Raw genomic sequence first — 18,207 nt, forward strand, 5'->3', positions numbered from 1 at the left:
GGTAGTTTCTGGCGTCGTCGCCGATGTGAAAGGAAAGATACCGCAATTAAACCAACAGGAGGAATGTTAAATTCCGTTTTTTACGAACGAAAACCCAATAATGGGTGTTGTAAGATTGGTACCGACTGAGCGCCGGCCAGCAAAGGACTCTGAATGACGCAGGAAGAGACAAAATGTATTGCACTGGAAATCCATCGTGGCAACCGGGACGCGGTGACGGACCTGGTGGCGACCTACCAGGACAGACTCTTCACCTACGCCTTCCATATGCTTGGCGGTTCGGACGACGCCCTCGACGTTACGCAGGAAGCCTTTGTCAAGGCGTACACCACGCTCTCCGGAAAGTACGACGCGGAGCGATGCCGGACGCTCGAAGTCCGACCCTGGCTGTATCGCATCGTCCGGAACCTGGCGCTGAACAAGTTGAGGTCGCGCAAACGAAGAGACGACGCGCTGGTCAGCATGAAGGACAACCTGCCGGCACAGGTTTTCGACACCGGAAACAACCGGTCAAGGACAAGAGCGATCCGGGCGGCCCTCGCTCGACTGGGAAGGGAAAGCCGTGAATTGGTCATCCTGCGCTTTGTCGAGCAATACACCTACGCGGAGATCGCGACAGTCACCGGCTCAACGGAATCGGCGCTGCGGGGCAAGGTGTACCGTGCGCTACGTAGGCTTCGCAAAACCATGGAGGGGGGTCCTGGTGGATAAAAACGAAGCGAGACAGTATCTGGATCAAATCAGGACCGGCGAAGCGGATTCCGAGGCCAGCCGGTCCGTGACGGAACACCTGGAAGAGTGCGCCGATCTGCGCGAAGAGGCTGCATTTATGGAAAACCTTGCCATGGAATCTACCAAACTGAAACTGACCGCTCCCACAGGGATACAGGAGGAAGTGATGATCAGGATTGCAGACCGATACGATGTGATCGAAACAGATTTCGGGACGGCGCACGTGGGATTTACACCCAAGGGCATATCGGCGGTAAAACTCGACGTGGAGGAGGACGGCGCATTCGAAACCTACTACAAAGACAGGCTGGGGCGGACCACGGTCCGAGGTTCGCTGCCCGAAGCGTATACCGAAGCGGTCAGGCGGGCCATAAGAGGAGAGAAGATCGCCCAGCCGCCGGTCACGCTGGAAGGACTGACCGAATTTGAACAGACCGTGCTCCAGCATCTGGCCAGGATACCTACGGGCGAGGTACGACCCTATGCCTGGCTCGCCCGGGAAGTGGGCAGGCCGAAGGCGATCCGGGCCGTCGGAACGGTCATGGCCCGCAATCCCGTTCCCTTCCTGATGCCCTGCCACCGGCTCGTACCCTCGACCGGAGGCGTGGGAAACTACTACTACGGACCGGAAATGAAATGGACCCTGCTGGAACGGGAGGGGATCCCGCGGGAGGAACTCGCAAACTGGAAGCAGCGCGGCGTGCGCTTCATCGGCAGCCGGACGACCGGTATCTACTGCTATCCGACCTGCCGTGATGCGCGGCGCGTCCAGCCGCAGCACCGGCTGGAATTCGGTAGTACGGAAGACGCGACGGAAAGCGGATACCGGCCGTGCAAGCACTGCAGGCCGCTGTCGGTGTAGATACAATGTAGATACTACCGATTACGTGGAGGAATCCTGTCGCCGACGGGCTTGGGTACGGGTCTCCAGTAACCCGAGGGATCGCCGCCCCGACAGATTACGGCCCGGTGGTACTCCGGGTAGCGGCCCCGCACGTCGGGCGGCAGGTACCGTATCGTCAGGCCGCAGCGCCGGCGGTCGGATACATTCGGCTCGGACCCGTGCAACAGCAGGTCGGTATGCATGGAGATCTGGCCCGCCTTCATGGTAAAAGGCACCGGGTCGCCGCCCCATTTTCGCGGGTCCGTTACCGTCTGTCCCAGCACGTTGCGTTCGGCTTCCGTGCTGTTTTCGAAGGGGATCTGCCCGTGGAGGTGGGAACCGGGGATGACCGTCATGGGCCCGTTCTCTTCGTCCACGTCATCAATAGCCAGCCAGATCGTCACTACCTTGCTCGGCGTCAGGGGCCAGTAGGACGCGTCCTGGTGCCAACTCACCCGCTGCACGTCGCCCGGCATCTTGCAGAAATAGTGGGTCATCTCGCAGATCAGCGTCTCCCCGACCAGGTCTTCCGCGTAGTCCAGTATCCGCTGGTTCATGGTCAAGTCGTATATACCCTCGCAGTGCCGCTGCCAGCCGTTGATCGAGTAGCTGTTGTACCCTTCCTTCTCCGCGCGGGCCATCAGGTCTTCGAAATACGCTCGGTTCTCCTCGGCTTCCTGCGGGGTAAAGACGTCGAGGGGGCAGAGATACCCGTTCGCGTTGAAGAAGTCGACCTGTTCGCGGGATAGCGTTTTGGGGTGCTCGTTTGTTGCCGGGAAAAACCGCAGTTCCCGCTTCATTTCGGGCAGGGCATCGGTGATGGGCATGGGCGACCTTTATTAAGTATTCGTTGGTGGGTGAGCCTGGTCCGGTGGCGACTTTGAATATACCGGCATAAATCGCTTGAGACAACCCTTTGAATGACTTAAATAGCCATGTATGGATGATACCACGAACAGGGCGCTGCATTCGCTCGACCTCGCTCCGGGCGCGTCGCTTGACGACGTCAAAAAGTCGTACCGGGAACTGGTGCTGATCTGGCATCCGGATAAGGTGCCCGACCGGGTGAAAGACCGGGCCACCGCCAAGTTCACGGAGATCAACGAGGCCTACCAGTGGCTCGTTCGCAATCCGGATAACCTGCGGGTGTCTTCGACTACCGGGACGTCTTACCGGTCAACTTCACAGCGCCAGTCTCCTCCCCGCTATCGTTCTTCCTCGCAATCTTCCCATACACGAACGGAGTATTCCCGGCCCGGCGCCTCCAGCCGCACGGGATCCGGATCGTCGGCCGATCCGGCTGTTCAACGTGTCCGACAGGCCGCTCGCAGTATCTTAACCGATACCAGGGCCGGCCTGTACATCTACCCAGACATCAACCCCGATCGAGCGGCGAACTTCGTCGTTTCGCTGCAGCGCAGCATACGTTTCAGCGGCTTGGCCGCGACGGTGAACGATCTGCTGGTGTTCTATGATATCGACGGTTCCGGCGAGGAGGGCATGGCCATCACCCGGTCGAACCACCTGGTCAACAACAACACCGGGACCCTCTATGACATCGGCGAACTGGTGGAGGTCCAATTGAAGGAAGGATTCATCTTCTGGAGTGAGATCGTGGTGCGCAGACGGGGAAGCCGGAGGTTTGAACTCGCGGGATATGCGGAAAAAGGGCCTGGACGGGCGCTGGTGCGCATTCTCGGGAACCTGGTGTCCGAGGACTAGTAATTTGTAATAACAATTCAAAGAAAGAAGGGAGAAACGATAGTGAAAGAACCTGGTTTAATTGACGACATTTACTATCAAGCAGGTCGAAATGCCGCCATCGAAATGTGCCTGGCGTCATTAATCCATCAGGAACACTATCCTGTCGTGTGGAATCGTCATGAAATGCTTGGTAGGTTACGACAGAAATACCCTGAGATGTTAAAGGATGGAGGGCAGTGGAGTAGATTCGAAAACGGTGTTAAAGATGGCCTGAACAATATGTTTATCAACTATCGAGAAGACCAGTTGGACGATGACTAAGGTCGTTGCAGTGTTGTCGGTAATTCCGTTTTAGGCTGAGTCTAAACTATTCCCAATGCGACACAAAGCAAACTGAACCTACTACTGTAATGTTGAGTAAAGGTTTCTCTTGTTACATGTATTCTGTACTGGGAGTCTACCGCATAACGCCCCTATAACGCCCCTATAACGCCCCTATAACGCCCCTAAGACTCATCTACGCCACTACGCTCGTCTCCACCGCCCTGATTTTCCACGTCCAGGGGACACAACCAACCTGCGATTTAGTAACTCCTCCAGCGCCCTACGCACTTGACGCTCGCTGACATAGGGGCCCAGACGGCCGAGAATCTCACGGCGCGTCAAACCAGCTTCTGTGCTGTCCAGAAGGGACAGTATCATTTCCTGTCGTTCGGAGAAATTAGCTTTTCCACCACGCCGCTGAGGCACGAACTGCCCGTGCTGGAACCGCACGGTCACACACCAGCCATCGTCTTCGATTTCCAGCATGGGTAGACCCGCTTCGCTGGTCAGGTCCGTCATCTTCAGTGTACCGTGCCCCCACTCCTCGATGATCCCGCGTCGATGGAACGCACGGGCGATTAGTGGATTCCAAGGGCGTGATTCGTGCGGAACGAACAGCTTCTCCGGCGTCAACCCGAAGTGCAGCGATCCGGCCGACGTGATCTCCAAACGGTCATCGTAGATCGCCACGCCAATGGAACCTCCGCCAATGGAATAATCACGATGGCACAACGCGTTCGCCAGCGCCTCGCGCGTCGCAAGTGGTGGATAAAGCGGTTCGTCGATTCGGTCGAAACGATCGGCTTCGAATCGAGCGGCGATCGGCAGGCTGTCGCGCAAGAAACGTTCCGCGTACACGAGGAGCGCGAAGGCGTTGCCGTTGAACTGGCGATTATCCAGAAACTTCATTTTGTCGGTTCCCTGGAAGCGGGCAACGCGAAGCAGGCATTGCGGCATATCGACTTCCAACCGTTCCCCGTTGCCGAACAGCACGGCTGCGGCTCGAAGCAATACACCGTCGTGCAGTAACCCGAGTCCTCGCAGCAGGTCGGCCGGCTCCCTGCTCGGCGGCTCATCCATTCGACCGCGCCGAACGCCCTCCGCGACGACCCGTCGAATCTCTGCTTCGTCGAGTTCGCTGATCGACCATCCGGCGGCAGGCTGGTTTTCCCAGCGCTGCTCGCTGTGCATCCGTTCGAACAGCATCCGATTGTACTCCTCCGGAGACAGTGCCAGCGTGGTGTTCCCTACCCGGCGGTAGGCGTTGCCACGGTAGATATACGGCCTAGTTGATCCCCGGCCCGTGCTGATCACGATGACTTCACGGCCACCATCCACGGGAACCCGCTCTACGGTTGGAAACGCTGGAGGATCGATTTGCCGAAGCTCGGCGCTCAATTCCTCGATCGTGCGCTCGCCAACTTGCTGTCCTACGACGCCACCATCTCGCGTCACGCCGAAGAGCACCCGTCCACCTTCCTGATTCAGAAATGCACACACCGTCCTGGCCGCCTCCCGGCGAGTTCCGGTCGTCTCCTTGAACTCCAGCGTCTCGGACTCGCCGGAGGCGGTGAGGGGTGCGATCTGTTCGATGTTCATGCTATCGTCTCCTATACACGCTGGTCTGTCAGTGAGAAAACGGTCGGATAGTGTTACTTTGTCAGAACATTCCTGAACCGGGCAATCGTCTCCCCGTCCAGGTCTTCGATATGCACTCTGCCGGATTCGAGCTCATGTAGTAGATCATCCAGATGCCTGTCGCGGTTCCTGAAGCGTTTGAAATCCGCCGTGGTCATATCTCTGTGGATGAGTCGCAGTTGCTCCCGCTGCTCGGAAGTCGGATAGGTAAACCGCAACTCGAATCGCCGCGCTTTCAGTTTTTCATACTCAGCTTTCAACATGGCCATGGATTCGCCGAATCCAAGCACGCGAACCCACGCTTTGCTACGTGTTATCGCCGTAAACAGGCCAATACGAATGCTCGCCAGATTTCGAACTGCTGAATGGCAGTCCTGGGCATTGATGATATAGACCATTCCGGCTTCGTTGCCCTTGGCGCGGTGGATTCCGGTCAGGGTCACCGATGCTTTGCCCGGTCGAAAGAAGGTATTCGGGTCCGTGTCGACTCCTGCGAGATGGGATCTGATGCCCAATTCCTTCAAACGACTGCGTACCGGCTCGACGTTCAACCGTGTCGAAACAGGATCGGGGTTGATGACCATGATGTCGTCGTGTCGCAGTTCGTCCTTACCGAGGTTTTTGGCGATAGCCTCTGTCAGCCAGTCCGTCTGTTCATCTCCGTTTCTGAAAGTGACAAAACGGATCAGGTCATCGGGGTCGGAATGGTCCTCCAGAAATCCAGGGCTCGTATCTTCTGTTCTGTCTAGCGTTACAGCCGACCCGTCGCGCAATGCACCGGCCCGCACCGTGTATCCAATGTCCTCCCAGATATGTGCCCGGTCGAATATCTGGACCAGACCGGTTTCCGTCTCATGGTCCGGTTTCCGGTATATCCCGAATCCAAGGGCAAAAGCCGTGGCCAACACCAGCTTCGAGTTGCGGTAACACTTCGACAGCATGATATCACGCTGCGGTGCGGGATCACCGGTGTCGTCGAACCGTACTTTGGGCGATCCATCCTTGTTCTTCCCGAAAATCTCTTCCGGAGATGGCAGGGAACTGCCGCGAAGACTCTGCAGTTCGTCATAGGCGTACACCAATCTCCCGGGGTCTCTGAGCAGTTTGAAGCAAAGCCTCAGAAACATGGATGGTAAATCCTGCGCCTCGTCGACGAATATCGCGTCGTAGACCGGTTCGAGTTCACGCGCATAAGCAAGGGCGTATTCGCACGCGCCCTCGAACTCCCTGCCTGGTCCAAATCTGCTGCGCGCCCTTCCGAAATCGAGAAACGCCATGCCGTGCAAGCGACAGAACTCGTGATAGATCCCCTCGCGTTCTTTACCCCGCCAGGAACCCCAGGCGTTTACGATACGCAGCTTATCCCAATCAGGCTCTTCGCCGGTCTGGTCTATGAAGAAGTTGTTGATCAGGCGACGAAAATGATCCTTGAGGGAACGTGAGTTGAATGTGACTGCGATGCGCCAATCAGGATGATGGGCATGGAGGTTGGCCGCTTTCCTTGCCAGTACGATGGTTTTGCCCGAACCCGCCAGACCGCGAATGCGCTGTACGCCTTCGACCGTTTCCATGACGGTTTGACTTTGGATGTTGTCCAGTGTCGCGATCGATTTCTCGAGTTTTACCAGCTTTGCGCCTCGCGAATCCTCCTCCGTTACGTTCCGACTTAATCCGCTTTTTCGAACCGTGGAAATGTGCTCGATCGCCGACAGCACCCTATCGCACATATCCTGCATATCCTGGCCATGGGGACACGACCAAGTGAACCGGGTTAATGCCTGTATGAGTGACGGAGCGTTCGTGAGAGGGTATTCCCCTGAACGGCATGAATCACGAAATGAATCCAGATTCCTCAGTGCGGGGGCGAATGAGATCGTATGGATGGGAACCATGAGATCCCGGCGCCGCATCAATTCCTGGTGAACCTTCAGCCGGGATTCGAGCTTGTTGGCCGAATCGTCCTGCCGCGCCCCGAAATCACCCGTTTCGTGTCCCTCAATGAGATCGAAAACGACCACGCCCATATCAGCCGAAACCAGCAGGGCGTCAATCATCTGGAGTCCTTCGGACGTGCTGAAAATCGGATAGCCGATGAACAAGCGCCCCGACCATGCGGACTGCTGTGAAACCACCTCCACCAGGGCTTCGCTTGACACGGGCTTCCGGCTGGTACCTCGAACGACATCGATACTCATGACGATTCCTTTCCACCGAGTCGCTTCCACAGTCGTGCGATGCACACGCCATGCACGCACCATGCTCGCGTTTTCAGCGATCCGAAAGCGACGGGTTTTTACGCAGCCCGGCTGCAGCCAGGCTGCGTCAGGCTGGCTGTCCGTTCAGACTGCATTCTCAGGGTTGTGTAATTGATTAGTAGGGAAAAACGTGGGGTTCTTGTAAGAAAAACCCAATTGGTGGGATGGTGTTCGATTTCCTGTTGCTGCTGACTATGAGGTAGTCGGAAATGAAGGCTGTGCGGGTGGGTTGGGGATCGCGCTCGGTGAGAATGGTTATGGCGTCTTGCGTTTGGTGTTGCGTTCGGGAAGGGTCAGGTTGGCCCCGCGCGGTGTATTTTCCACCAGCCACTGGCCGAGTGCTTTCCGCGGTCCTCCCTTACACTCTCGCCAAACACGTTCCGGAATCACGACGAACGGTCTCCGCGTTCCGATGCGTTGCGGGCCTTCTTCTTCCGACAGGCGCAGTATCTCGGACAACCGCGCCTTGGCCTCGGATACCTTCCAGACTCGTTGAGGTTTAGCTTCGTGTTGATTCACTGTGCCACCCTTTCAGTTCGTACCGGACCATTGATTTGAGAACTACTGCATCTGTCAAGGGAAGCAAGTTCGATGATCGACCTTGAAGTTCTCCCATTGCCGTAACCGCAACGTCCACCACTGCTGTCGAACCTGGCACTTGTGCGTCAATCATCGCCCGATCCAGCCATTACTCAGCGTACATCTCGCTAATGACGCGACGCAGTTGTAATGCGTTCTCGGTGGAGAGACCATCTATGCGCTGGCCCAGACGCTGCTTGCTGATGGTGCGTATCTGGTCAACCGCTATCTCGGCGTCCCGACCCGCGCACCGCACTTGCAGACGGCCTCGCCAGCGTGGATGCAGTTTAGAGGTAAGTGGACAGACGACTACAGTCTCGAGGTGCCGGTTCATCTCATCGCGGCTGACAATAACCACCGGCCTGACCTTGTGAATTTCAGCGCCTTTGGTGGGATTCAAATCGGCCATATACACGGCATACCGCCGGGGAAACGGGGCCATTAATCCAATCCATCGGCTATGGTGACGTCGAAGTCGCTCCAGTCCTCTGATTCTGCGGCCATGGCACGGTAGGTCTCCTCCCAGGACAGGTTATGAGCGTCCTTGCCCCGTAAGACGACGCTTTCCTCCATCTCTTCTAGCGTAAGCCGGTCGCTCCATCCATACTTGTCCAGCAGCGCCTTGGGAATGCGGATGCCTCTGGAGTTCCCAATAGGAATCAATTTGATTTCCCTGATGCGTGACGATTTGTCCATACGTTTCACCCCCGCTTTGGCTTATCACGTAATTATAGTAATTACTTTAAGTGCCCGTGTCAATGCGATATCACCTTTCGCTCCTAAATACATGTCGAGCCAGACTCACCTAGATTTCCACATCAAGTTATCAGGATGCTTCTTGCTATTCAGTTGTCATTGCCCTCCACTCCTACACTTACTCGCTGAACTCCACACCTGTTGTCACACCGGCCACGCTTCCTTCCTGTACCCCATGTCCCAGAACATCCACTCGTACCGGCTGGTCGTGACGTAGTGCCCCAGCATAGCCTCGCGGTCCTCAGCGGGAAGCCCGCGCGCGACCCGGTTGGTGATTTCGAGGACGGCAACAACACATTCTGCGAACTGTTCGCCGGCGTAGGTGTCGATCCACTGCTGGTACATGGGATCGGGCGATCCCTTTTCGGCCAGCGCTTTGCCCACTTCCCAGTAGATCCAGTAGCAGGGGAGCACCACGGCCACGACCTCGTGGAAAGGTCGGCCGTAGGCCACAGAAAGCAGATAGCTCGTATAGGCCTGGCATACCGGCGCCTTGAGTGTGGCCCAAATCTGTTCCGACGACAGACCGAATACGTCGAAGAAGTTCTCCTGCATGGCCCGCTCTTCCACGAGACACCCCTTGGCATGCTCGTTAAAGAGGATAATGGTGTCCTCGTCCGGTGCCTTCACCGCGGCGAGGCTCAGGGCTCGGGCGTAGTCCTTGAGATACAGCGCATCCTGGACGGTGTAGAATTCGAAGGCCGAACGGTCGAGGTCGCCGGAGGTGAGGCCCTTGATGAAGGGATGGGCGAGGATCGCGTCATATATCGCGGCCGTCTCCGACCACATGAGATCGGTAATGGCGGCCTGCGTCGTAGTGGCGGACATCAGGACACTCCCGCCTGGTCTGCAATCCCAACCTGCGCCACGCGGCCCTTCCTCCGATCAACCGCACGCACGTGCTCCGCGTATTCTTCCCGCCGAAAGTAGGCACTTTCCAGGTTATCCGTTTCGGTCGTGACCGACGCGGTGACCCAATGGGTCGCGTAGCCGCGCCGCCAGCGGTCCGACGTGTTGCGGCGCGACGAGTGGAGCGTTTCCGAGTGGTGGAAGACCACGCCGCCCTTGCGCACCGGTGCGGAGGCTTCCTTTTCCCAGTCGATCAGGTCGTCTGGAGGGGCCAGGTTGTAGGGCTGGCCGGGGACCTCAACGTGGTCGATGATGCCCTTCTTGTGCGAACCGGAGATGTACCTTAGGCAGCCGTTCTCCTCGTCTACGTCGTCGAGGGCGATCCAGGCCGTGATGACGTGGCCGCCCGGCGTGCACCGGAAGTAGAAGTTGTCCTGGTGGTAGGGTTTCTCCGAACCGAATCGCGGAGGTTTCATGAAGAGCTGGTCGCTCTTGAGCAGGGGTTCTTCACCAGTGAGTTGCCGGAGGATGTCCCGAAGCCGGCCATCCAGGGCGAAACCACGGAACATCGGATTCCGCAGGTAGGGACTGTCGATCTTGCGCGGCGCGGACTCACCTGTTTCGGATCGGTCCAGCAGGTAGCCCTCCATGGATTCCTCAACTTCCATGGAGTCCGCCGTATCCACGGCCAATCGGGCCACCTCGTCGGCCTCTTCTGGACCGTAGACACCCTCGACGACCAACCATCCTCGCTCATGGAACAACTGAACCAGTTCGTCGCTTATCATACCACTCATCCGCTCCGCAGTGCGTCCAGGTTGTCCTGCAGGACGCGCAATCCGTAACCCAACGGGCTGCCGACATTGATGTACCGGTAGCCCCAGTCGATTTTCTGCCGGATGTCCTGGAGATCGTCCAGCGTCGTCCCCGCCATGATACCCGAGCCCTCGAGCCGCCGGGGGAATTCCCGGATGGCCGCCTGTACTTCGGCCGAGTCGGTCTCCGTGATCATCCCCATGGTGGCGGAAAGGTCCGTGGGTCCCATGAAGAGGACGTCGATCCCTTCCACTTGCTTGATTTCGTCCAGATTGTCGAGGGCTTCGACGCTCTCGATCTGCAGGACGGTAACGGTCTCCGCATTGGCCGTTTTAGCCACGTGGCTGAAGTCCAACCCGGCCAGCATGGCCCAGTACGGGGATACGCCGCGCTGGCCCTCCGGCGCATAGCGGGCGAACTGTATCGCCTGCGCCGCCTCCTCGGCCGTATTGACCTGGGGGATCATCACCGCGACGGCGCCGATGTCATAGGCCTTCTTGATCAGCGCGGGATCGTTCCAGGCGACGCGGATCATGGGCGCCACGTCTCTCTGGCGCGCGATCACCGGGACCATGTCCAGGTCTTCCACGGTGCTTGCGGAATGCTCCGTATCGATCCACAGGAAATCAATGTCGGAACGGCATACCACCGAGGCAGTGAACGAATCGTGGGCGGGCAGGACCGTGCCCAGCAGCAGTTCGCCGTCTCGGATGCGCTGTTTCAGCGGATTGGGGTACTTCATCCGGAATCAGTACCTTTCTGACACGCCGAAACGCGCGCCCGGTTGTCCTGCGAGCATGGCCGCGCGCCTACAACGCGCTGCGTTCCCGCTTGAAGGCGGAGATGAAGGCCTCGTTCTCCCGCGGAAGGCCGACGGATATGCGCATGAAGCCTTCCATGTCGAAGGCCTGGCGGACATAGACCTTCTTCTCCCACAGGCGGTCGATCAGCGTGTTCACGTTGGGACCGATTTCCACCGTGACGAAAATCGTCTGCGTGCGAATGGGGCTGTATCCCATGGCCTCCAGTTCTTCGTAAAGGAAGGCCTTCCCCTCGCGGACGATTTGCACGGTACGCTGGACATGCTGCTGGTCGTTCAGGGCGGCCATCGCGGCCACGATCGACAGGGTGTTCTTGTTGAGCAGGCCGATGCTGAACCGCTGCATGCGCTCCAGCAGGGCGGGATGGGCCACACCGTAACCGACCCGCATGCCACCCAATCCGTAGGCCTTCGAGAAGGTACGGGACACCAGCAGGTTCTCCACTTCCTTCGTCAGGGAAATCGTGGACGGATAATCGGGATCGTCCACAAACTGGATATAGGCTTCGTCCACGCAGACGATGACGTCCTTCGGTACCGCCCGGATCGTTCGTTCCAGCTCGGCGGGATCGAGGAGCTGGCCGGTGGGGTTGTTGGGATTGCAGATGCTCACGATCCGGGTGTCCCCGTCCACCGCCGCCGCTATGGCCGGGAGATCGATTTGCCAGTCCCCGGTCAGCGGAACCTGCTTGACGGCCTGTCCGAGTTCCGCCGCCGTCCTCGGAATGGACCTATAGGACGGGAAGGCCGTGACTGCGTTTCCCGGATTGTTCCAGAAGGCCGCCAATGTCGCGGTCAGCAGGATTTCCGACGAGCCCACGCCCAGGACGACCGACTCGGGGTCGACATCGTGGTGGGCCGCCAGGGCTTCTTCAAGGTCGTTGTGCATCGTATACCGGTTCATGCCGAACATCTTGCCCGCCACCGCCTCGATGGCCCGTTGCGAGGCACCGAGGGGATTCTCGTTGATGCTGAGCTGGACGAGCAGGGGGTCGTCGAGCCCCACGCCGTTCACCTGCTGCATCGTGGTTCCGCTGACCATCTGGGCGGCCGCTTCCCAGGCCGGCGTGCCCATCAGCGTGACGCCCGCGCCGCCCAGCATGGTGCTGCGCAGGAAACTGCGCCGGTTCATGTCTTGTGCTTCAGCCATAATAGCCTCCGTCTTCAATAGCGATTCATGGGATGTGATCTCGAGCAAAATGTGCGTCCGGTATAGTGGAAAGTCAAAGTTTCTTTTGATCTTGAAAAGGCTGAACGATATGGGTACACTGAACCGGTCTCACACGAAATGAACCGCAGCTATCCCCCGCAACCGCGAGGAACCTTCATGAGCGTACCAGACTACCAGGATTTCGATCGAAGCTTCTGGGACGAGGAACTGGCCGATTTCGTGCCGGAAACCGTCTATGACATGCACGTGCACATGTGGTCGGAAAGGCACCGGGGAAAGCTGCCCCCGGACCCCACCGGGCTTCGGGTGGAGATCGACTACCAGGACCACCTGGCCTGGGCGGAGAAGCTGTATCCGGGCCGCAGAATACATTACCTGGTTCTGGGCACGCCGATCCCCGGCGGGATCGACACGGAAGGCCACAACGACTGGACGGCCGAGGAGATGAAGCAGGACCCCGAATCGGCGATCAACATGATGGTCACGCCCGACATGACACCGGAATACGTGGCCGCGCAGGTAAAGCGACACGGCTTCCTGGGCCTCAAACCCTACCGGACCTTCGCGCCGGACCCCACCCACTGCCGCATCCGGGACTTCCTGCCCGAGTCCTTCATCGAGGTGGCCCACGACCTGGGACTGGCCATCACCATGCACATGTCCAAGCCCGAAGGGCCGGCGGACGCGGACAACCAGCGGGACCTGGCCGACTACACGAAGCGCTATCCCCGCGCCCAGTGGATCCTCGCCCACTGCGCCCGGGCCTTCAACTGCTTCATGATGGAGCGCGCCATCCACTTTCTCACGGACCTGCCCAATATCTGGTACGACACGTCGGCCGTGAACGACCTCTACTCCCAGTACCTGCTGATGAAGCACGAGGACCGCTCGCGCGTCATGTTCGGATCGGACAACGTGGTGGCGGGATGCGCCCGTGGCAAGTACGTGACCTACGGGCGGGCGTGGACCTACTACGAGGGCACGACGGAAACGACGCCCCACTGCGATTCCCGGGCGACGCTGGTCATCTACGAGCAGTTGCGGCAGGAGAAACAGGTGGCGGACATGCTGGGGCTGACCTCGCAGGAAATCGAGGACCATTTTTCCGGTAACGCCCGACGGTTCCTGCGGCAGGTCCGCGGCCAGCAGGACTGGCGGTAAATCGGCGCGTCTGCCCCCGTGCGGTCGCTGACAGTCATCGCCAGATGACGGCGCCTTATCCCCGCAACGGCTCCTCCATCCTCAGCCTTGCCTTGCGGACCTCCTCCACCAAGTGGTCCTGGTGGGCCAGGGGCTGTTCCAGGTGTTTCATGCGCGCCGGACCGGCCGTCTCCAGCATGGCATCGCCGTAGACGCTATCGAGCCAGAAACGCGCGGCGGCGGCGATCTCGTTCTTCAGTAACGGTATATCCTTATCGTCGAACCGGGCCGTGCAGTTGATCGTGAACATTCTGCGCCGGTCGCTCCCGCCCCAGGCGCTGTGCTTGGTGTTCTGGTTGAACACGACGATGTCCCCCGGTTGCGTCTCCAGCGCCACGGCCGGCACCTCCCAGCCTTCGATGCCCCAGTTTTCATCCGATTTCCTGATCTGGGATTCGAGCGAATCGGCGTATGCGTCGCCCCAACGGTGACTGCCGGGGATGACCCGCAGTGCGCCCGTTTCCCGCGTCAGTGGGTCGAGGTAAAGGGCCATTTTGTAATAAACGCGGGGCGGGGCGCCACGCTTCTTGCCCGACCAGTCCGTGTCGGAATGCCAGTTAGTATCGCTGACGTAGAAATTGCCATCGCTGCCCAGGTACACGAAGTCATCGCCCAGGAGGCTGCCGAAGATGCCGTTGACGCGGGGGTCGTCGATGAGCGAGGAAAGTACGGTATGCTGATCGATGAAGGGCACGATGCAGGATCTGGCCGTCCCGTCGTGGGGCTTGCCGTCATGACCGCCGCCGCGTTCGGTCCATACGGCCTCGAAGGCCTCGACGATCTCGTCGATCCGATCCTTCAACAACCCGGGAAAACCGAGATAGCCGAAGGTGTCCATGAACGCAAGTCGCTCTTTCGTCAGTCGCATGGTTTGTTCTCCGCGCCGGGCCACTGGATCGGTCGGTCCGCTGGATGGGCAGGTATTAGGGCTTGTAGGGCACCGGTGGAACGAATACAATCACAAATGGGATGAATGCAATCCTGAATATAGTGTACCCGTTACGCAAGGTGTTAAAAATACTTGAAAAGGAGCGTCCCATGCGCCGGTTTACCCGCACCCCCTATCTATCCGGACCGGACGATCCGGCATTCAAGGAGATCCGCGGCGTGCTCGAACCCGGGGAGACGGTCCAGGTCGAGACCTACGGCGGCCACGATCAGGACTATCTCGCCAAAAAGGACCTGCGGGCCGGGGCGGTCATGGACGTGGATCCCTACCGGTACTCACGGCCGTGTGGACCCTTCCACATCGAGGGGATCGAGGCCGGGGACTGGGTGTCCGTGGAGATCCTCGACATGGAGGTCGGTCCCTACGGCTTCTACCGCAACGGCGGCCCCCACTGGGGCAGCGTGCGCCTGATCGCGCCGGTGCGGGACGGCCTGGTCCATTTCCCGCCCGACTTCGTGGTGCCGGTACGGCCCATGATCGGCGTCGTCATGCTGGAATCGGTGGCACTACACCAGATCGACACGGGCGGCAACATGGATTTCAACGCGATTCAACCGGGCAGCACGGTGCACATCCGCGCGCAGAAGCCGGGTGGACTGTTGTCCCTGGGCGACGTGCACGCCCGGATGGGGGACGGCGAGCTGACGGGCACGGGCGTGGAGATCGATTCGACGATCACGATGCGCGTGGGCCGCTCGCCCGGGTTTCCGTGCAGCGCCCCGGTGGTGGAGAAGACCCGGATCGTGGAGTCGCAGGAAGAATACCTGACCAGCGGGCAGGGCTACAACTGGGAAGAGGCCGTCAAGATCGCCTGGAGCGAGATGAACGCCCTGATCGCGGACCGGTACGACACCACCGTGGAATACGCCAACCTCATCGTCGGCACCATCGCCGACGCCCGTCCGGGCTACGCCGCCGGCCTGCTGAACCGCCGCGGCAACACGGACGCCCAGGCCTATGTGACCTGCCAGATGGCGGTTACGAAGGAACTACGGCGAACGGGGACGCCCTACGTGCCCTAGTCGTTGGTTAGACGTGCCCTAGTCGTGGTACATCCGCCGGAAGGCGTTCAAGTCCCCGGGATCTCCGATAACGGTCAACAGATCGCCGGACTTGATCACGGTGTCGCCCTCGGGGACGATCACCTCGTCGAATTGGCGTATCCACACGATCCGGCATCCTCCCGGGATTTCCATATCCGATATTGGCATGCCAATCAGGCCGCTCGCGGGCGACTGGGGAAGGACCGGGACGGTCAGGTAACGGTCGCTCCGCAGGAAAATGTCGCGAAGGGCGTGTTCGTCGACCGCGGCGATCCACACCAGGCCGAAGTTTACGTCGTCAGCCCGTTCAGCGATCCGGGCAAGCATGCGCAGATGCAGTGAGGTGTGCTCCGCGGGGCTGACCAGGAAGAAAAACGCGTGGATTTCGTCGGAACTCAGTGTGCCGGTCACAGGGTTTTCATATTCTATCCGTACGCCCTCGAATGCGCGGACGAGTACCAGTTCCGGCAGGGCGATATCCGGCATGCGAAAATGGCGCATCATCACGCCTTCGGCGACCGGCGTTCCGCCCGCACCGGTCTCCTGCATGAATCGGTCGTTGATTTCATCGATTGAAAGCCCGACCCTGGGCGACAACTTTTCCGCCGCGACGGCGATAACCCGATCGAAATCGACTTTCTCTTCCAGATCGACCGGCTGGCACCGGGTGATCATGTCTTCGAAGGGGTCTTCGTCCCGGAGCCCCTTTTCCTTCAGGATCCCGCGCAGTTCCCGGTCCAGCCCCTGGTAACGCGACCGGCCGAGCCGCTCGAAGATGTGGTAGATCGCGCCGTTGCGGTCCGCCCTGAACCGCGCGTAGTAGAAATACCACAGGGTCCCGGCGGCGATGAATCCGACGATGAAAAGGATGGCCGGCCAACCCATCTGCCAGATCACCAGGAAGGGCAGAATCATGCCCGCGATGTGCATCCAGGGGTACCAGGGCGAGCGGTATCCCGGGTCGTACTCGGCAATGCGGCTTTCCCGCATCACGACGACCGCAAAGCACACGACGGCGAAGACGACGAGTTGAAAGGCGCTCGCCAGCTTGGCGATGCCCACGGGGTCGAGGATCAGCAGGATGACGAGGATGCTTCCCACCGTTACGATCAACGAGCGGACCGGCACGCCCCGGGGATTTACCTGGCTCATTCCGACGGGCAGCAGGCGGTCCCGGCTCATGGCCAGCGGATAGCGGGAAGCGCTCAGTATGCCCGCGTTCGCCACGGAGACGAAGGCGAGCAGGGCCGCCACGGAGAGGAGCAGGCTACCCCACCAGCCGTACAGTATGCCGGCCGCCGTCGCCGCCGGCGTAAGGTCGCCCGCGAGGCGTTCGATGGGAATGACGCCCACCATGACCGTCGTGCCGAGGGCGTACACTGCGACGGCGGTGGCCAGGGCCAGAAATACGCCCCGGGGAAGGGTCTTTTCCGGTTTTTCGATTTCTTCCGCGAGACTGGCGACCTTGGTCACACCTACGTAGCTGATGTAGACCAGTCCCGCCGTCCCCATGAGCGTGGTGATCTCGACGTCGAAGAGGCCCTCGAACGCGACGGCATCCAGCGCCGGGACCCCGCCGCCGACAAAACCGGCCAGCAGCAGGAGCAGGGCCATCACCAGGTAGATCTGCAGGCGGCCGCTCTTCGCGGCGCCGAAGTAGTTCACCGCGCCGAGGCCCGCTGCAAGCGCCAGGGCCACGGGCAGCTGGGGCAGGCCCGGGAAGAAAAGGGCGATGTATGCGCCCATGCCCACCAGCGCGAAGGTAACCTTGAGAATGAGCGCCAGCCAGGTCCCGATCCCCGTGATCAGTCCGGCGTATGGTCCCAGGGACCGGTCGACGAAGTAGTACACGCCGCCCGCGCGGGGCATGGCGGTGGCCAGTTCCACGACGCAGAGCATGGCCGGGATGAGGGGTAGGGTCGCCACCAGGTAGGCCAGCACGAGGGAAGGACCGGCCTCCATCGCTGCAAGGCCCGGCAAGAGAAAGAAGCCCGCGCTCAACGTGGTACCCGTCGCGACGGCGTAGACTTCGAAGAACCGCAGTTCCTTCCTGAGGCGCTGTGTTTTCGCCATTTCGGTGCCGATCTACTGCAGGAGCGTTCCACTGCAGGGGCGTTCTACTGCAGGGGTGTTCTACTGAAGAGGAGAGAAGGGAACCGGCGTCAGGATCCGGTTGGCCACCTCGGCGACCAGCGTGCCGTTCTTTTCGCTGTCGGCCTTGGCCTTGATCCAGGCGGGATCGGCCATGAACGCCGCCCAGGCCCGGTCGCGATGGTTGGCGTCATCAAAGGCCAGCAGGTAGGTAAGCTCGTGGTTGCTCGGGCCCACCGCGGTCTGCCAGAAACCGACGAGCTTCATGCCGTGTTTCTCGAAGAGGGGTACGGCGTGGTTCGTGAACCGGTCCAGGATATCCGGCACGCGGCCGGGCATGATTTTGTAGATCCGTTCTTCGTAGATCATCTCGGTTTCTCCGATCAGTCCATGCTGG

18 protein-coding genes are annotated in these 18,207 nt (G+C 59.8%); 6 read left to right on the forward strand and 12 right to left on the reverse strand.

All coding sequences use genetic code 11. The features are described from left to right. Positions 1–153 precede the first annotated feature (153 nt). Both F4X08_11540 and F4X08_11545 read left to right on the forward strand, forming a co-directional pair. Complete coding sequence (locus F4X08_11540; GenBank protein ID MYD26434.1) at positions 154–711, forward strand: RNA polymerase sigma factor; 558 nt, start codon at positions 154–156, stop codon at positions 709–711. After that, positions 704–1,594 (forward strand): methylated-DNA--[protein]-cysteine S-methyltransferase, encoded by an 891-nt coding sequence (locus F4X08_11545; protein MYD26435.1) that lies wholly within the window; start codon positions 704–706, stop codon positions 1,592–1,594. The genes F4X08_11540 and F4X08_11545 overlap by 8 nt, the downstream gene beginning before the upstream one ends. A gap of 14 nt (positions 1,595–1,608) precedes the next feature. On the opposite strand, the gene F4X08_11550 is transcribed toward F4X08_11545, so the two are convergent. Further along, positions 1,609–2,442: a phytanoyl-CoA dioxygenase family protein gene (locus F4X08_11550; protein MYD26436.1), complete on the reverse strand. Its 834-nt coding sequence runs from the start codon at positions 2,440–2,442 to the stop codon at positions 1,609–1,611. A gap of 112 nt (positions 2,443–2,554) precedes the next feature. On the opposite strand from F4X08_11550, the gene F4X08_11555 reads away from it, so the two are divergent. Both F4X08_11555 and F4X08_11560 read left to right on the forward strand, forming a co-directional pair. Next, positions 2,555–3,337, forward strand: coding sequence for a J domain-containing protein (locus tag F4X08_11555; GenBank protein MYD26437.1), 783 nt, complete (start codon positions 2,555–2,557; stop codon positions 3,335–3,337). A 42-nt stretch (positions 3,338–3,379) separates the two neighbouring features. Next, positions 3,380–3,640, forward strand: coding sequence for a hypothetical protein (locus F4X08_11560; GenBank protein ID MYD26438.1), 261 nt, complete (start codon positions 3,380–3,382; stop codon positions 3,638–3,640). 204 nt (positions 3,641–3,844) lie between these two features. On the opposite strand, the gene F4X08_11565 is transcribed toward F4X08_11560, so the two are convergent. The 8 genes from F4X08_11565 to F4X08_11600 all read right to left on the reverse strand — a co-directional run bounded on the left by F4X08_11565 (position 3,845) and on the right by F4X08_11600 (position 12,506). After that, positions 3,845–5,242 (reverse strand): AAA family ATPase, encoded by a 1,398-nt coding sequence (locus F4X08_11565; GenBank protein ID MYD26439.1) that lies wholly within the window; start codon positions 5,240–5,242, stop codon positions 3,845–3,847. A gap of 53 nt (positions 5,243–5,295) precedes the next feature. After that, on the reverse strand, positions 5,296–7,482 hold the full coding sequence (locus tag F4X08_11570) for a helicase (protein MYD26440.1): 2,187 nt from the start codon (positions 7,480–7,482) through the stop codon (positions 5,296–5,298). A 742-nt stretch (positions 7,483–8,224) separates the two neighbouring features. Further along, the gene (locus F4X08_11575) at positions 8,225–8,557 is read right to left on the reverse strand and encodes a type II toxin-antitoxin system PemK/MazF family toxin (protein ID MYD26441.1); all 333 of its coding nucleotides are present in this window, start codon (positions 8,555–8,557) and stop codon (positions 8,225–8,227) included. Then, positions 8,557–8,811, reverse strand: coding sequence for an AbrB/MazE/SpoVT family DNA-binding domain-containing protein (locus F4X08_11580; protein MYD26442.1), 255 nt, complete (start codon positions 8,809–8,811; stop codon positions 8,557–8,559). The genes F4X08_11575 and F4X08_11580 overlap by 1 nt, the downstream gene beginning before the upstream one ends. Before the next feature lie 204 nt (positions 8,812–9,015). Further along, positions 9,016–9,660 carry a thiaminase II gene (tenA, locus tag F4X08_11585; protein ID MYD26443.1) on the reverse strand — a complete coding sequence of 215 codons (645 nt, stop codon included), beginning with the start codon at positions 9,658–9,660 and terminating at the stop codon, positions 9,016–9,018. A 38-nt stretch (positions 9,661–9,698) separates the two neighbouring features. Continuing rightward, positions 9,699–10,517, reverse strand: coding sequence for a phytanoyl-CoA dioxygenase family protein (locus tag F4X08_11590; GenBank protein MYD26444.1), 819 nt, complete (start codon positions 10,515–10,517; stop codon positions 9,699–9,701). After that, the gene (locus F4X08_11595; GenBank protein MYD26445.1) at positions 10,514–11,278 is read right to left on the reverse strand and encodes a hypothetical protein; all 765 of its coding nucleotides are present in this window, start codon (positions 11,276–11,278) and stop codon (positions 10,514–10,516) included. The genes F4X08_11590 and F4X08_11595 overlap by 4 nt, the downstream gene beginning before the upstream one ends. Before the next feature lie 67 nt (positions 11,279–11,345). Next, on the reverse strand, positions 11,346–12,506 hold the full coding sequence (locus tag F4X08_11600) for an aminotransferase class I/II-fold pyridoxal phosphate-dependent enzyme (protein ID MYD26446.1): 1,161 nt from the start codon (positions 12,504–12,506) through the stop codon (positions 11,346–11,348). A 138-nt stretch (positions 12,507–12,644) separates the two neighbouring features. Between F4X08_11600 and F4X08_11605 the strand changes: the two genes are divergently transcribed. Further along, positions 12,645–13,688 (forward strand): amidohydrolase family protein, encoded by a 1,044-nt coding sequence (locus tag F4X08_11605; GenBank protein MYD26447.1) that lies wholly within the window; start codon positions 12,645–12,647, stop codon positions 13,686–13,688. A 55-nt stretch (positions 13,689–13,743) separates the two neighbouring features. Here F4X08_11605 and F4X08_11610 read toward each other — a convergent pair whose 3' ends face one another. Beyond that, entirely contained in the window at positions 13,744–14,595 is an 852-nt protein-coding gene (locus F4X08_11610; GenBank protein ID MYD26448.1) for a hypothetical protein, read from the reverse strand. 101 nt (positions 14,596–14,696) lie between these two features. On the opposite strand from F4X08_11610, the gene F4X08_11615 reads away from it, so the two are divergent. Beyond that, the gene (locus F4X08_11615) at positions 14,697–15,698 is read left to right on the forward strand and encodes a hypothetical protein (protein MYD26449.1); all 1,002 of its coding nucleotides are present in this window, start codon (positions 14,697–14,699) and stop codon (positions 15,696–15,698) included. Between the two features lie 18 nt (positions 15,699–15,716). Here F4X08_11615 and F4X08_11620 read toward each other — a convergent pair whose 3' ends face one another. Both F4X08_11620 and F4X08_11625 read right to left on the reverse strand, forming a co-directional pair. Further along, on the reverse strand, positions 15,717–17,792 hold the full coding sequence (locus F4X08_11620) for an amino acid permease (GenBank protein ID MYD26450.1): 2,076 nt from the start codon (positions 17,790–17,792) through the stop codon (positions 15,717–15,719). A 60-nt stretch (positions 17,793–17,852) separates the two neighbouring features. Further along, complete coding sequence (locus F4X08_11625; protein MYD26451.1) at positions 17,853–18,179, reverse strand: NIPSNAP family protein; 327 nt, start codon at positions 18,177–18,179, stop codon at positions 17,853–17,855. Between the last annotated feature and the right edge of the window lie 28 nt (positions 18,180–18,207).

Source organism: Gemmatimonadota bacterium, from assembly GCA_009841265.1.
In the GTDB taxonomy this organism is placed as follows: Bacteria; JAAXHH01; JAAXHH01; order JAAXHH01; family JAAXHH01; genus JAAXHH01.